The sequence below is a fragment of the Pontiella desulfatans genome, from assembly GCF_900890425.1.
GTDB lineage: Bacteria > Verrucomicrobiota > Kiritimatiellia > Kiritimatiellales > Pontiellaceae > Pontiella > Pontiella desulfatans.
The window spans coordinates 143,644-157,310 of record NZ_CAAHFG010000001.1 but is presented as its reverse complement, the minus strand read 5'-3'; the positions used below and the strand labels follow the sequence as shown (position 1 = coordinate 157,310).

At 56.3% G+C, this 13,667-nt stretch carries 11 protein-coding genes; 6 read left to right on the top strand and 5 right to left on the bottom strand.

Annotation, left to right across the window (positions count from 1 at the left end):
* The first annotated feature begins 94 nt into the window (after positions 1-94).
* Genes E9954_RS00640 through E9954_RS00630 form a run of 3 tightly spaced genes read left to right on the top strand, consistent with a single transcriptional unit; the run spans position 95 to position 3,388 of the window.
* The gene (locus E9954_RS00640) at positions 95-1,201 is read left to right on the top strand and encodes a glycosyltransferase family 2 protein (protein WP_136077329.1); all 1,107 of its coding nucleotides are present in this window, start codon (positions 95-97) and stop codon (positions 1,199-1,201) included.
* A complete protein-coding gene (locus E9954_RS00635; protein WP_136077328.1) occupies positions 1,198-2,667 on the top strand; it encodes a phytoene desaturase family protein in 1,470 nt (489 codons plus the stop codon). The genes E9954_RS00640 and E9954_RS00635 overlap by 4 nt, the downstream gene beginning before the upstream one ends.
* Positions 2,657-3,388 (top strand): carotenoid biosynthesis protein, encoded by a 732-nt coding sequence (locus tag E9954_RS00630; RefSeq protein WP_136077327.1) that lies wholly within the window; start codon positions 2,657-2,659, stop codon positions 3,386-3,388. Before E9954_RS00635 ends, E9954_RS00630 begins: the two co-directional genes overlap by 11 nt.
* Here E9954_RS00630 and E9954_RS00625 read toward each other — a convergent pair.
* Positions 3,279-3,869, bottom strand: a complete 591-nt coding sequence (locus E9954_RS00625) for a TlpA family protein disulfide reductase (protein WP_136077326.1) — start codon at positions 3,867-3,869, stop codon at positions 3,279-3,281. The two genes, E9954_RS00630 and E9954_RS00625, sit on opposite strands and share 110 nt — an antisense overlap.
* 245 nt (positions 3,870-4,114) lie before the next feature.
* On the opposite strand from E9954_RS00625, the gene E9954_RS00620 reads away from it, so the two are divergent.
* The 3 genes from E9954_RS00620 to E9954_RS00610 are packed head-to-tail and all read left to right on the top strand — an operon-like array spanning position 4,115 to position 7,201.
* Positions 4,115-4,981, top strand: coding sequence for a phytoene/squalene synthase family protein (locus E9954_RS00620; RefSeq protein WP_168441864.1), 867 nt, complete (start codon positions 4,115-4,117; stop codon positions 4,979-4,981).
* 2 nt (positions 4,982-4,983) lie between these two features.
* A complete protein-coding gene (locus tag E9954_RS00615) occupies positions 4,984-6,471 on the top strand; it encodes a phytoene desaturase family protein (RefSeq protein ID WP_136077324.1) in 1,488 nt (495 codons plus the stop codon).
* Positions 6,461-7,201: an alpha/beta fold hydrolase gene (locus E9954_RS00610; RefSeq protein WP_136077323.1), complete on the top strand. Its 741-nt coding sequence runs from the start codon at positions 6,461-6,463 to the stop codon at positions 7,199-7,201. The genes E9954_RS00615 and E9954_RS00610 overlap by 11 nt, the downstream gene beginning before the upstream one ends.
* Positions 7,202-7,215: 14 nt before the next feature.
* On the opposite strand, the gene E9954_RS00605 is transcribed toward E9954_RS00610, so the two are convergent.
* The 4 genes from E9954_RS00605 to E9954_RS00590 all read right to left on the bottom strand — a co-directional run bounded on the left by E9954_RS00605 (position 7,216) and on the right by E9954_RS00590 (position 13,650).
* Entirely contained in the window at positions 7,216-8,622 is a 1,407-nt protein-coding gene (locus E9954_RS00605; protein WP_222846992.1) for an MBL fold metallo-hydrolase RNA specificity domain-containing protein, read from the bottom strand.
* Positions 8,623-8,721: 99 nt separating this feature from the next.
* The gene (locus E9954_RS00600) at positions 8,722-11,898 is read right to left on the bottom strand and encodes a PD-(D/E)XK nuclease family protein (protein ID WP_136077322.1); all 3,177 of its coding nucleotides are present in this window, start codon (positions 11,896-11,898) and stop codon (positions 8,722-8,724) included.
* A 122-nt stretch (positions 11,899-12,020) separates the two neighbouring features.
* On the bottom strand, positions 12,021-13,196 hold the full coding sequence (locus E9954_RS00595; RefSeq protein WP_136077321.1) for an aminotransferase class I/II-fold pyridoxal phosphate-dependent enzyme: 1,176 nt from the start codon (positions 13,194-13,196) through the stop codon (positions 12,021-12,023).
* Entirely contained in the window at positions 13,171-13,650 is a 480-nt protein-coding gene (locus E9954_RS00590; protein WP_136077320.1) for an Lrp/AsnC family transcriptional regulator, read from the bottom strand. The genes E9954_RS00595 and E9954_RS00590 overlap by 26 nt, the downstream gene beginning before the upstream one ends.
* Positions 13,651-13,667 lie beyond the last annotated feature (17 nt).

Sequence of the window (13,667 nt, the reverse complement as noted above, 5' to 3'; positions counted from 1 at the left end):
TCATCATCATAGATTCTGAAGGTTGACTTCGGATTAGGGATGTCCGATGTTTTTATCAGAATCTTGCAATAGGTGAGTTGGGAGATGTGAGCCTATGATGTATATTTTAGTGACCGTTAACCTCATCGTTCTATCGGTCGTTTTGATTAACTGGATCAAATGGCGCCCCATATCTCCCCTCCCACACATTTCTGGGCCGTGCGTATCCGTACTGATTCCTGCCCGAAACGAAGAAAAGAACATTGCTTGCGCGATCCAGTCGGCGCTGGAACAGGGAGCCATTGTCCAGGAGATCCTGGTTTATGATGACCATTCGGAAGACCAGACCCAACCGATTGTATGCGCCCTGGAAAAAGAAACCCCAACCCTGCAGCTGATCGAACCCGCACCCCTTCCGGACGGATGGATGGGCAAGCCCTTTGCCTGTGAACAGTTGTCAGCCAAGGCCACCGGCGAATGGTTGCTTTTCCTGGATGCCGACACCCGGCTTCATCCTGGAGCCGCAGAGGCGATGCTGCAGGCGGCAGAAACCAGGGAAGCCACCTTTCTTTCCTGCTGGCCGGGTATTTTGACGGGATCTTTCTGGGAGCATATTTTCATGCCCATGCTGAATTTTGTGGTCTACAGCATTTTCCCCACGCCCATGCAGGAGAAGAACCCCTCCCCCTCTTTCGGGCTTGCCCACGGCGCCTGTCTCTTCATTCACGGAAAAACCTATCGTGCGACCGGCGGCCATGCCAGCGTGAAGAGCGAACTGTTCGAGGACACCATGCTTGCCCGAACGTGGCGGCAAAAAAAACAGGTGGGCCTTTGCCTGGATGGCCGGAAAATCGTGTCGGTGCGCATGTATCAAAACCTGCCCGAAATCATATCCGGGTTTTCAAAGATCGCCTACCCGGCCTTCGAGCGGGAGCTTTCCTTCTGGCTCTTCATGGGCTTCCACTTTCTTTTCATGCTGTTGCCCTTCCTTCTCCTTCCCTTTGCGACATCATCCATATGGCTTGCAACGGCGGCAGGAGTAGTCCTTCTGGCACGGTTGGTTCAATGCATTCAATTCGGTTTCCCGCCCTGGGCGGCAGTGTTCCACCCCATTGCCGAAATGGGTTTAATTGGACTGGGGCTTTATGCGCGGCACAAATGCAGGCATGATTCGGGGGTCTCCTGGAAGGGGCGCGTCTATAATCCGGCAGGAAAACCATGAGCAAAAAAAAGACAGCGGTTGTGATCGGGGCAGGCTTGGGCGGAATGGCGCTGGCGCTTCGCCTGGCCAGCCAAGGCTGGCGTGTGGTCATCGCGGAACGTTCCGGAACGCCCGGCGGAAAAATGAACCGATGGACGACCGAGGGCTACACCTTCGATACGGGGCCATCGCTCATCACCATGCCGGAGGTCTTCCAGGAGCTTTACCATTCCATCGGAACCGACATGCGCGACCATGTGGAACTGATGGCGTTGACGCGACAGGTGCACTACACGTTTGACGACGGGACAACCTGCTGCCAATCGGCCTCCCTGCCGGAATGGCTGGATACGGTGAGGGCACTGGAAGGCCAGACCGATGGTTTCATGAAATACATGGAGCTCGGAGCCCGCTTGCATGAAATATCCAAGGCCACCTTCTTTGCGCGAAGCACCCTCGAGCCCCCGGGCAAGGAAACAAAAGGCGTACTGTCGAACATGCCCCTGCTGCGCGGATGGGGCAACTACCACAAGGAGATGTGCCACTTTATCAAGAACCCCTACCTGAGAATGATATTCGACCGCTACATGACCTATGTCGGATCCTCTCCATACCAAGCGCCGGGCACCCTGTGCGTGGTGCCCTATGTGGAATATGCCCAGGGAGGCTGGCATGTCCGCGGCGGACTCTACGAGATCATCCGCTCCTTTTTGAACCTCATGGAATCGATGGACATTGAGCTTCACTTGAACGCCCCCGTAGCAAAGATCCTGCATGAGGGAAAGACCGTGAAGGGCATCCGTCTGGAAGGCGGGGAATGCATTACGGCGGATACCGTCATCATGAATGGAGACACGGCGAACGCGGGCAAATTGCTGGGAGCGGAAGGCTACCGCTCCTGTCCTCCGGAACAGCGCTCCCTTTCCGGGTTGATCTTTCTTTTTGCCTTAAGGAACAGACACCCGGACTGGCACCACCACCAGGTCCTTTTTTCCAAAAACTACCAACACGAATTTGCACAGCTCTTCGACGAGCATGTCTTTCCCGATGACCCGACGATCTACGTGAACATGCCCAGCATTACCGACCGAAGCCTAACCCCCGGCGACGGAGAGGTGATGTTTGTGATGGCCAATGCTCCGGCAAACGACCGGCTCAAATGGGATGCATCGGCAACCGAGGCCGCAAAGCAACGCGTCTTGAAACGCCTGAAATCATCCGGGTTCCCGGAGTTCGAACACGAGATCGTGGCCTCGGATGCTTGGACTCCGGAACGGCTCCAATGCACCTACGACATGCCCGGGGGAGCAATCTACGGGCGGAATTCGCACGGAAAAAAGAATGCCTTTGTTCGCCCCTTCAACAAAGACCTTCGCTACCAAGGCCTTTACTATGTTGGTGGCAGCACCCATCCGGGCGGGGGAACCCCGACCGTTTTGATGTCTGCCCGCATCACCGCCAACCTCATAAAAAAGCATGAACAATAAACTAACCATTCCGATTCGACGGTTTCCTGCCTTATTCTACGCCCTGCTTTGGATTGGTGGCGTGTTCAGCTATGTGATCTGGGGCGCCCCACCGGAAAACGTAACCTGGACGGCTCCGGCATTCCTTTGGCTGGCCGCGCTGCTCGCGCTGATGGCGGTTCCCGCAAAAGAGCGGATCGTGCTGGCCGGATGCGCGCTCGGGGGCTTCCTGGTTGAAGTGTCGGGCGTGCACACCGGCTTCCCGTTCGGAGGCTATTCCTATACGGATGTGCTTTATCCACTCGTTGCGGGAACGCCGGTCGCGATGGGCGCCGCGTGGGTGATCCTGCTGGCCTACTGCCGTCATCTGGGTTCGGCGCTTCCCCTCAACCGCATAGCCGCCGCTGCCGTGGGCGCCTGCTGGATGGTGTTGATCGACCTCGTCATTGACCCACTGGCAGCGGGGCCCTTGGCCTATTGGACGTGGGACCATCCGCACGGATACTATGGCGTTCCATGGAGTAACTTTGGCGGGTGGTGGATCACGGCCTTCATGCTACTCGCGTTTTATCCTGCACCGGAGAAGCAAGCCCCTCCGGTTTTACGGGTTGGCCTGAGTACGGTGCTGTTCTTCACGATTCTTGCATGGGTGCATCAGATGTGGATTCCGGCGCTTGCGGGTCTTTGCCTTGCGATTGGGCATTTTCTTCTGCAGCGGCTTCGGCATCTTTCTCCTTTATGAGCCGGTCGATTACGGCATAGCAGTCCTTCAGCTTTTGCTCGTTGGCCTCGCCCCTGATCCGGTGAACCACCAGACCATTCCTATCGACTATAAAAATATCGGCCACGCCCGCCGTGTATTTAAATGCTTCGCAAGTCGCCCCCGTCCAATCCATCATAACGGGATATTCAATGGATTTTTTGAAGATACCCCGGAGCATCGGCCGAAGCATCTTCGGCAAGCCTTTCATGTTGGCCACCCCGCAGATATCCACCCGTTCCCCATAGCGCTTGTAAAACGGGGTGATCCAATCTTCGAGCTGATCCGATCCTTTTCGATCGGCCAACGCAAAAATGCTGATGATTTCCTTGGGAAACGACTGGGGCATGTTCTTCTTATATTGGTTGCTCAACACGAAATCGTTCACCTTGAAAGAATGCGTTGAAACACGTTCCGCCTGCTCCTCTCCGGATACGGCTTGCAGGGAAAAAAGTGTAAGCATCAGAAATAAACAAAATCGCAGTATCATCGTAAGGTTTTACCTTCTTAATTGAACAGAAAACGGTAGTGTATACGGAATTTTATAAATATCAAGATGGGCAATAGCAAACGGGAGATGGAATGGCTGGGCATGAATGGACCTTGGATGAGTGGGAGGCACTTCAACTAAAGGTAGTTGAAGATTCTAAAAAGTGCGCCACAAACCCTGAAGCAAGACTGCCGATAACCCGACATGCCCGACATGTTATGCGGCATTACACTACGGGGTTTTTCATCGTCAGCCGCTTCCTTCCCAAGGTTAAACGCGATGACGTAGAATTAATCTATGCCGCTGTCCGCTATCCGGATGAAGTTGTTGACACGTTTAAGATTTCGGATGACCATAAGAAGAAGCTGCTGGCCGAGTGGCGGAACGGATATAGGGCGGCCCTCAAACCAGGGGGCATTCTCCCGGCACTTGGTGGAGACGTTCCCCCGTTTGTTGCGGCATTTTCCGATTTGGTTCAACGGCACGAAATCCCCGTCGAATATTACGAATCATTCCTAGACGCCATGGAGTTCGATATTGCCCCCCGGCCATTCGACTCCCTGGAGGATTTGATCGGGGGGTATATTTACGGCAGCGCCATTGTGGTGGGCTATTTCCTGACGCATGTATACGGCGCATGCGCCCCGGATGCATTCGATGACGCCATGCAAAGTGCCCGGGATCTGGGCATCGGCCTTCAACTGACCAACTTTCTGAGGGACATCCAGGATGACGCCCGGCGAGGCAGGGTCTATCTTCCGACCGACATTCTGGAGGCGCACGGAATTTCCGCATTCAACCCATCGGATGAACAACAGCAGGAACAGCTGCGCCCTGTGGTGAAGGAAATGACGCAATTGGCTGATGGCTATTATGAAAAATCCTTCCAAACCCTCAACGCATTCCACCCCGACAGCCGCATTGCCATCAAGGCCTGCATCGATGTCTACCGCATGTTGAACACGCGCATTGCAGACAGCGGATTGGGCATACATCATCGAGAGAGCGTACCGCTGGTGGAAAAACTAAAGCCGCTTCCCACCAGTAAGTTCTGGCGCATTCCCTTGGCCTATCTGCTCCCCTGACCATGAATAAACCAACCACAGAGCAACGGGCATTGGTTGTTGGCGGAGGGCTGGGCGGACTGAGTGCGGCCATACACCTACAGCTCAAGGGCTTTCATGTGACCTTGCTGGAAAAAAACAAGACGCTTGGAGGAAGAGCCAACCGGATTGAAGCAGAAGGATTCCGTTTTGATACGGGCCCCTCTCTATTGAACTACCCATGGGTCTTCGAAGAACTGTTCGAAGCCGCCGGCAAAAAGATGACCGACTACATGCAGTTGATCCCCGTGGATCCATCCATCACCTTTCACTGGCCGGATCAAACTTCGTTCACTCTTTCCTCCCAGATCACGAAGCTCGTGAGTGAATGCGAAAAAATTGAGACGGGTGTTTCCGCCAAGCTTTTCGCCTTCCTTAGCGATGCCGAATGCAAGTACCGCTTTTCCTTCGACAAGCTCGTCTTAACGAATGAAGACAACCCCTTGAAATGGGTGCTCAGCCTAAAGCCCCGCGAACTGGCAAAAATGGGAGTGTGGCATTCGCTCCACAAAGAGCTCGGGCGCTTTTTTAAAAGCCCGTACCTGCGCGAGGCTTTCGGCTCCTATGCCATGTATCTCGGCGGTTCCCCATGGGCGCTGCCCGGTCTTTTTTCCATTCTTCCATATGGGGAACTCGCCTATGGACTCTGGCTTCCCAAAGGCGGCATTTACGGCATGGTCGAAGCCCTGCAAAAACTAGCGACCGACGTTGGCGTCCAACTCCGAACCGAATGCGCAGTTCAATCCATTTCAACCCATGGAAAAAAGGTGACCGGCGTCGTAACCGAAGACGGAACCACCATCGACTGTCCGATTGTTGTCTCCAATGTCGACGTTCCGCAAACACAGGCCGAACTGCTCGATGCGCCTGCCTATAAGAAACAAAAAACACCCAGAATGACGTGTGGCGTGGTGACGCTTTATTGGGGGTTGCGGCACAAGGATACGGGGCTTCCGCATCACTCCATCTTTCTTCCCAGCGACAGCCGGACGAGCTTCGGGCAGCTCATGGACGAAGAAACCATTCCCGATGAACTACCCTTCTATATATGCCTTGCTTCCGAAACCGAACCTTCGATGGCTCCCAAAGGACAAACCAGTGCTTTTGTCCTGGCACCTGTCCCTCTGATTTCCAAATGGGGTGAGGATTGGGAACCGGCCGTGAAGCTGATCAAGGAACGTGTGTTTGACCGTCTAAAGCATCACGGAACAAATCTCGGGGAGGAAGATATCCTTGTTGAACGGGTTTGGACCCCAGTCGAATGGCGAGATCAGTTCGGGCTTTTCGACGGATCGGCTTTTGGAGCTGCCCACCACCTGTTTGAAGTGGGCCCTTTTCGAGCCAAAAACTATGACACACAAATCAGGGGACTCTATTATGTCGGCGCCAGCACAACCCCCGGAACCGGGATGCCCATGGTGATCCTCGGCGGAAAAATGACCGCGGAAAGAGTTTGTTCCCATGTTCTATAAGACCTATGGAAAAGGCCAACGGCTCTATCTAGCGTTCCATGGATGGGCAGGCGACCACCGTGAATTCGCAGCCATTGCGGCTCGACTTCCGGATGATGCCTGCTGGGTCAGCGTAGACCTACCGGGTTACGGCGACTCCCCCGCGCCGCCGGCCTGGAATATCGAAGCGATAACCGAACAGCTTAGCTTCGAACTCTCGGATCTGCTGGATAAGCATGATGACATTACACTCGTGGGATTTTGCAGCGGCGTCGTTCTCGGCATTGAACTGGCAAGAAAACGACCGAATTCGATCAAACGGATGGTCATGATCGACCCCTTCGCATTCCTGCCTTGGTACTTCAAGATTTTTACGTTAGGGGAGTTCGGAAGACGCGCCTATGCATCCACCTTCATGAGTCCCGCAGGCCGCAAAATCACAGACAGCATACTTTCCTCGATGCAGACGTCGGATGCCGACTTTACCGGAGCATTCGTAGAGGCTGACCACGAGCTGATCCAAAACTACCTCAGGCTGTTTGCAACACTGAACGGGAGGCAGGTCTTCTCGGGTTTTGAGATCGATGTGGAAATTGCCCTGGGTGAAAAAACCTTTGGAGCCGTCAAGAAATCGGTTAGGCAGATCCAGGAACAGTGGCCGGATGCCCGCGTCCATGAACTTTCACGAACGGGGCACCTGCCCCTCGTCAAAGGGGCTCGGAAACTCCGCCGAATCATTTTCGGCGGATGACGCTATTCCCAGGATTAATCCAGAATCACTTCCTGTTCGAAGCCGGGAACGGAGCAGCTCCAACCGGTCTTTTCGGATAGGAAGGTTTTGAACGCCTCGGCCTGCTCCTCTTCGCCGTGGGTGATGAACACGTTGCGGGGCGCTTCTTGGATGGAGGAGATCCATCGGTAGAGTTCGTTCTGGTCGGCATGCGCCGAGAAGCCGGAGATACGCTCGATGCGCGCCTTCACCAAATGCTCCTCGCCGAAGAGGCGGACGGTTTCGGGCTTCTCCAGGAGACGGCGCCCCAAGGTGCCGAAGGCCTGGTAGCCCACGAACAGGATGGTGCTTTCTGGACGACCGATGTTGTTCTTGATGTGGTGCTTGATGCGCCCACCGGTGCACATGCCGGAGCCGGCGATGATGATCGCCGTACCCTTGATGTGGTTGATCGATTTGGACTGGTCGACGGTGCGCGACATGGTGAGCCCGGGGAAATTGCAGGGTTGCTCGCCGGCTTTCATCTGGGCAAGCGTCTCTTCATCGAACAGCTCCGGATGCTTCTTGAACACCTCGGTGATCTTGATCGCCATCGGGCTATCGACAAAGGCGAGCAGGTGCGGAATGCGGTCTTCCTTGAGCAGGTTGTTGAGGTGGTAGAGCAGCTCCTGCGTCCGCTCCAACGCAAAGCTGGGAATCACAATATTGCCGCCGGCCGCGTGGGTCTCCTTGATGATGCGCTCCAGCTCGCTGGGAATGTCGGCCACTTCGCCGTGCACCCGGTCGCCATAGGTGGATTCGATCAAGACATAGTCGGCATGCTCGAACTGGAACGGATCGCGCATGATCGGCAAATCCCAACGACCGACATCCCCCGAGAAGACGATGGTTCGCTTTTCGCCCCCCTGCTCCACCTCGAGACGAATGGAAGACGAACCAAACACATGCCCGGCTTCACGGAACTCGGCCGTAATGCCTTCGCCGATCGGCACCTTGGCGTTGTATTTCACCTTATTGAACAGGGTGTAGGCTTTCTCGGAATCCTCCGTGGTGTAGAGCGGCTCGTAGGGGAAGGGACTCTTCTTGCCGGACTTTTCATGCCGGCGCTGCTTGTGCTTGATGTCTTCTTCCTGGATATGCGCGGAGTCGAGCATGATAATGTTTGCAATCTCGGCCGTGGCGGAGGTGGCGTAGACCGTACCCTTGAATCCTTCTTTCACCAGCTTCGGCAATCGACCGCAGTGGTCGAGGTGGGCGTGCGTCAGCAAAACGGCATCGATCGTGTTGGCCGGAACGGGGAAGTCGGCCCAGTTGCGCGGCTTGAGATCGCGTTCCTGGTAGAGACCGCAATCGACCAGCAGGCGGAAGCCATTGGCCTCAAGAAAGTAGCAGGAACCTGTAACGTTTTTTGCCGCGCCGAAAAAGTTGAGTTTAATCTCCATGCCTTTGCTCCTTGGGTTTAATGCGTAATGCGTAATGCGTAATGCGTAAAGGTTCCAGCCAACTCCCAGTCCAATCAATTACGAATTACGTATTACTCGTTAATCTAGCTCATCCCGCTCCACCGCATCGGTACGGCAAACCGAAACATAGTCATTATAGCCGGCGATCAGCGGATCGACAGCGAAATCGCCCTCTTTCAGCTTCTGGATGTTTCCATATAGCGTTGCGAGGAATCCGGGCACCAACCCCTCCTCATCCATCGGCACCAGGCTTTTCTTCAGCGAAGCAGCAATCTTGGCCGCCTCGCGCTCGTAGAAGAGATAGCCGGCCTCCACCCATCCGTTCAGCTCTTCCGTGTTGAATCCACCGAAGAGGTGTTGCTGGGCGGCGAAGGCATAGACCGGCAACTGGCAATCGAGGTTGCGCAGGATTTCGTCGATGTATTCCTCCTGCTTGCCGCGCGACCGGCTGGAACCCTTGTAGTCGAGCACCCGGATTCTTGCCAGCTCCCCGGTCTCGGAAAAGAGCAGATCCACCCGATCGATTACCCCCTTCAGCTTCACCTCGCCCAGATCAACGGCGGTATCCCCATGGAACCGTTGCTCGAACAAGGCAGGGAAACGGTTTTCGGTGGAGCAGGTCTCGACATCGTAGCGCACGAAGTTGAGCACCATCTCCATAATCTTCTGGCGCTCCGCTGCCCAGACGCCCGGATGCCCGAGCTCCTTCCCGTCCATTTCCTGATTCGCAATCTTCCGCGCAAAGGCTTCATACTCCACCAGACGATCCGGAACAAACACAGCCATCGGAATTGCACCCAAGCCATCCTCCGCCCGCCTCATCCAGCCCTTGTCGGTCTTCACCGCCCAATAGCGCGGCGCATCGATGCCGGACTGCCCGAGGGCAATGGCGTTGTAGATCGTGTGCAGGATGGAATGGATCAAACCGCCGCGATCCATGGGATCGGGCATATCGTCGGCCACACGCGGATCGCGGATGCCGAAGATCTTCTCCAGCAGGAAGACATAGCGGCATTGCGCCAGCGTTTCCAACGCCGTCGGGCCCATCTCCTCCTTGCGCTCGAACCAGGCGGCCACTTGCTCCTTCAGGGCTCCGACATGGCCGGCGTAGACGGAAGGCTCCCGCTCACCCAGTGGTGTTTCCAGGAAAGCTTCACGTTCGGCTTCGATCTTGAGCATGGAAACCACGTGCTTTAGAACGATTGGAGGGTCGGGTTCCACCCCGACCGCGCGGGGGCAGGAGGAACTCGTCGCTCCACTCACCGCCGCCTGCAATGCTTCATCCCCTGCCCGGCACAACGGCAACGGAACGATGGGCAGGAACGACTCGCCGGGCATCGGTTCGCGATCCTCGGCGGGGGTGTTCCGCTGGGCATTGAAATGGTTTTCAAAAACGTTGCCCGAATCCAGCAGGCCCATGCGCCAGTGGTCATAGGGGCTCAACTCAATACGGTCCTTCGCGCACCAGCCCGCGAGGTTCCAGAGCTTGCGATAGTATTCACCCGCCCCCTTTTCATTCCCCTCCTGGTCGACCGACTGATAGGAGAAAACCAGCTGCTGGCGCGCCATGCCCAACGCGGTGAGGAAGAGGACGGACTGTTGCTCGAACAGGACATCGGCCTTGGGCAAGGCCATCTTTGGCAAATGACGTCCCCGCTCTTCCAAATGGGTGCGCAGCCCATGGCGTTCTGCATCGCTCAACAGCGCGTCCTGCCGGGGAACCCCGGGAAACTCCCCATCATTCAGCCCGGAAAACAGAACCAGGTCAAAATCCAACCCGACCGCATCGTGCGGATTGATGATCCAGACACCCTGCTCATGGCTGTCGCGCGGCCGGATGGTGGCATCTTCCAGCAGCTCCTCTAAAAGATCGACCAGCACATGCAACGGCATGGACTGGTTGCCAAAACCCTCAAGCGCATGGACCACCGCCTCCAGCGCCTCCGCATTAAAATGATCCTCCGGCTCAACGATCCGCTCCCGAAGCAGCTCTACCGCCTGCCGACCTGTCACATTAGGGGTCAGTCCTATAAAATAATGTTTTCCACCAAAAACATTAAAATATAAGACCGACCCCTTTGCCGACCCCTTTGCCTGCTCCACATGTGGGGCAGACTTTCCAGTCTGCCCAGCGTCCAGCAGGGGCGGTATTTTGAGAAGTTTTTCAACGGTCTCTTCCCGCCCTTCGAACTTGATGGCCGGATTGCGAACGAGATCGATGAGGGCGTCGCGCTCGGGGCGCAGGGGGAAGGCGAGCCAGGAGAGGAACGCCTTGACCACCGGCGACGAAAGAACCGGGCGGCCCCGGCGAAAATAGTAAGGGATTCGGAACCGGCCGAAGACGTGTGGAACAATGTCCTGCACGGCTCCGATATTGGGAACCACCAAGGCCATGCGATTGGGGGCAACATCCTGGTTTTGCAGGTTCCAGCAAATGCGTCGGGCAAGATCCTCGATCTCGCCATAAGTTCCGGCCGAGCGTGAAAAATCGATGCGGCAAGAATCGGCCAGCTGGAGGATGTCGGGACTGTCGACCGCCAAGGCATCGCCAAGATCCTCGGCCCAGATGGCCCAGGGTGCGGCCATGATTTCAGAACGGATCCGCTGGCCGAGTCGATCCGCCGCCGCTTCGGCATGGGCGGGCGGCAACGCGGATTCAACCTCCACCTTCAGCTTTTGGTTCAATGCGGCAACACACGACTCCTCAAACGGATTGAACCAACGTACCGACCTGAAGGTGAGTTTGTTGCAGTTGCGCAGTTGCGGCGGCCAGTTTTGGCGATTGCCCCGCAGCAATTTCACGATGGCCAGATTCACATCCAGCGGATCGGCAAGCCCCTCCTGCTTGATGGAGGCGCGCCAGACGCTAATCAACGTCCCCAACTGGTAGAGCTTGTGTTTGCGGTGGTGGTCGAGCAACCACTCGATGATCCGCATGGTTTCGCCGGGCAAAGCGGCCAGCTCGGTCACGAGCTGGTCGAGCACATCGCCCAGTGCGCTGGCCGACAATTCACCGAGGGCACCCTGTCCATGAAAATGGCCAATGGCGGTATCCACCACCTGGCGTCGCATGAGCAATTGGCCGGCGGAATCCATGGGCCGCCCCTTGATGTTTGCATAGGGAAGGCAGAGCCGCCGCAAACGGGCAAAGGTGGTGTGGCGCGAGGCATCGACCCACCCCTGCCCGATCGCCTGTTCCTGCTGGAAACGCCGAAGTGCCAGCTCGGTCGGGAAAACAATCAGTTCCCCACTCATCAACCGGCTCCTTGCCGGGAGGTTTGGCCACAAAAAGGCACAAAAAGCACGAAGACCCGAACCGCTGTTTGTCTTAGTGCTTTTTGTGCCTCTTCGTGGCAGTTCATATGAGAGGAACCGGGTTAGAGTTTTTCGATGAAGCGGGCGATGCGTACCATGGCTTCCTTGATCTCGTCGAGCGAGGTGGCGTAGGAGCAGCGGATGAAGCCCTCGCCGCAGGCACCGAAGGCGGTGCCGGGAACGCAGGCCACGTTTTGCTCGTCGAGCAGCTTGAGGGCGAACTCCTTGGAGGTCATGCCGAACTTCGAGACATCGGCGAAGGCGTAGAACGCGCCGTCGGGATAGATGCACGGGATGCCCATCTCCTCGAAGGAGGCGTGGATGTAGTTCCTGCGCTTCTTGTATTCCGCCTTCATGTAGGCGATGTCGGCCTCGGCGTTCTTGAGCGCTTCCACGGAAGCCTCCTGGCTAAGGATCGGGGCGCAAAGCATCGTGTACTGATGAATCTTCATCATGGCCTCGGTCAGCTCGGGCGGCGCACAGGTGAAGCCCATGCGGAATCCGGTCATGGCCCAGGCCTTGGAAAAGCCATGCAGGTAGATGGTGCGCTCGCGCATGCCGGGCAAGGAGATAATGCTGAAGTGCTCTTTATCGTAGGTCAGCTCGTCGTAGATCTCATCGGTCAGCACAATCAGGTCGTGCTCGATGGCGAATGCGGCGATATCCTCGACATCCTCTTTCGACAGGGTGGCTCCGGTCGGATTGTTCGGATAGTTGAGGAGTAGCACCTTGGTCTTATCGGAAACGTTTTCCTCCAAGTCCTGGCGGGTCAGGCGGAAGCCGTTTTCCTTCTTGGTCTGGATGGCAACGGGGACTCCGTAGGCAAACTGGATGAGCGGATTGTAGGAAACATAGCTCGGCTCGTGGTAGAGCACCTCGTCGCCCGGTTCAACCAAGGCGCGCACGGCGAGGTCGAGTCCTTCGGACACCCCAACGGTGACGAGTACTTCATCTTCCGGACGGTACCCGATGCCAGTCTTCTTTTCGACATATTGCGCAATGCCACGCCGCAGGGAAAGCAGCCCCATGTTGGAGGTGTAGGACGTCATGCCGCGATCCAGCGCCAACGACGCGGCCTCACGAATGTGCCACGGCGTCGCGAAATCCGGTTCGCCAATACCGAGCGAAATAACGTCCTCGCGCGAACTGACGATTTCGAAAAAGTCGCGGATGCCGGAGCGAGGGATGTCGCGGACGGTTTTGGCGATCTTGCTACGGAGAGACTTTGAGTCGTTCATCGTCCTCCCCCGTGTGCATGACAATGCCGTTTTGCTTGTAGGTTTTCATCATGAAATGCGTGGCGGTCGAGGTGATGCCCGGCATGGTGGCCAGCTTTTCGCTAACAAAGCCAAATGCCTCATGCATGGTGCGCCCCTTGATGAAGAGCAGCAGGTCGAAGCCGCCGGACATCAGGAAAACCGAGTCCACTTCCGGGAAACGGCTGATGCGGTCGGCAATGCGGTCGAAGCCCCCTTCGCTTTCAGGGGTCACCTTCACTTCGATTACGGTGGTCACCAACGAGGCATCGAGCCGTTCTTCGTTGACGACGGCTTGATAGGCGCGGATCACCCCGTCCTTTTCGTATTCGGCAATCTGTTGCTTCACATCCTCAACGGAAATCCCAAGCATTTTGGCAAGGTTTTCCGGGGATTCGAGCGCATTTTGTTTGAGCAGGTTCAGCAGTTCGTTCATGGCTTCCACCCTTGGGT

Excerpts from the sequence above, each read along its gene's own strand:
- E9954_RS00640 (WP_136077329.1), top strand. The coding sequence starts at position 95 with ATGATGTATATTTTAGTGACCGTTAACCTCATCGTTCTATCGGTCGTT.
- E9954_RS00600 (WP_136077322.1), bottom strand. The coding sequence starts at position 11,898 with ATGAGTGGGGAACTGATTGTTTTCCCGACCGAGCTGGCACTTCGGCGT.
- E9954_RS00595 (WP_136077321.1), bottom strand. The coding sequence starts at position 13,196 with ATGAACGACTCAAAGTCTCTCCGTAGCAAGATCGCCAAAACCGTCCGC.
- E9954_RS00615 (WP_136077324.1), top strand. The coding sequence starts at position 4,984 with ATGAATAAACCAACCACAGAGCAACGGGCATTGGTTGTTGGCGGAGGG.
- E9954_RS00625 (WP_136077326.1), bottom strand. The coding sequence starts at position 3,869 with ATGCTTACACTTTTTTCCCTGCAAGCCGTATCCGGAGAGGAGCAGGCG.
- E9954_RS00635 (WP_136077328.1), top strand. The coding sequence starts at position 1,198 with ATGAGCAAAAAAAAGACAGCGGTTGTGATCGGGGCAGGCTTGGGCGGA.
- E9954_RS00610 (WP_136077323.1), top strand. The coding sequence starts at position 6,461 with ATGTTCTATAAGACCTATGGAAAAGGCCAACGGCTCTATCTAGCGTTC.
- E9954_RS00605 (WP_222846992.1), bottom strand. The coding sequence starts at position 8,622 with ATGGAGATTAAACTCAACTTTTTCGGCGCGGCAAAAAACGTTACAGGT.
- E9954_RS00630 (WP_136077327.1), top strand. The coding sequence starts at position 2,657 with ATGAACAATAAACTAACCATTCCGATTCGACGGTTTCCTGCCTTATTC.
- E9954_RS00620 (WP_168441864.1), top strand. The coding sequence starts at position 4,115 with ATGCGGCATTACACTACGGGGTTTTTCATCGTCAGCCGCTTCCTTCCC.
- E9954_RS00590 (WP_136077320.1), bottom strand. The coding sequence starts at position 13,650 with ATGAACGAACTGCTGAACCTGCTCAAACAAAATGCGCTCGAATCCCCG.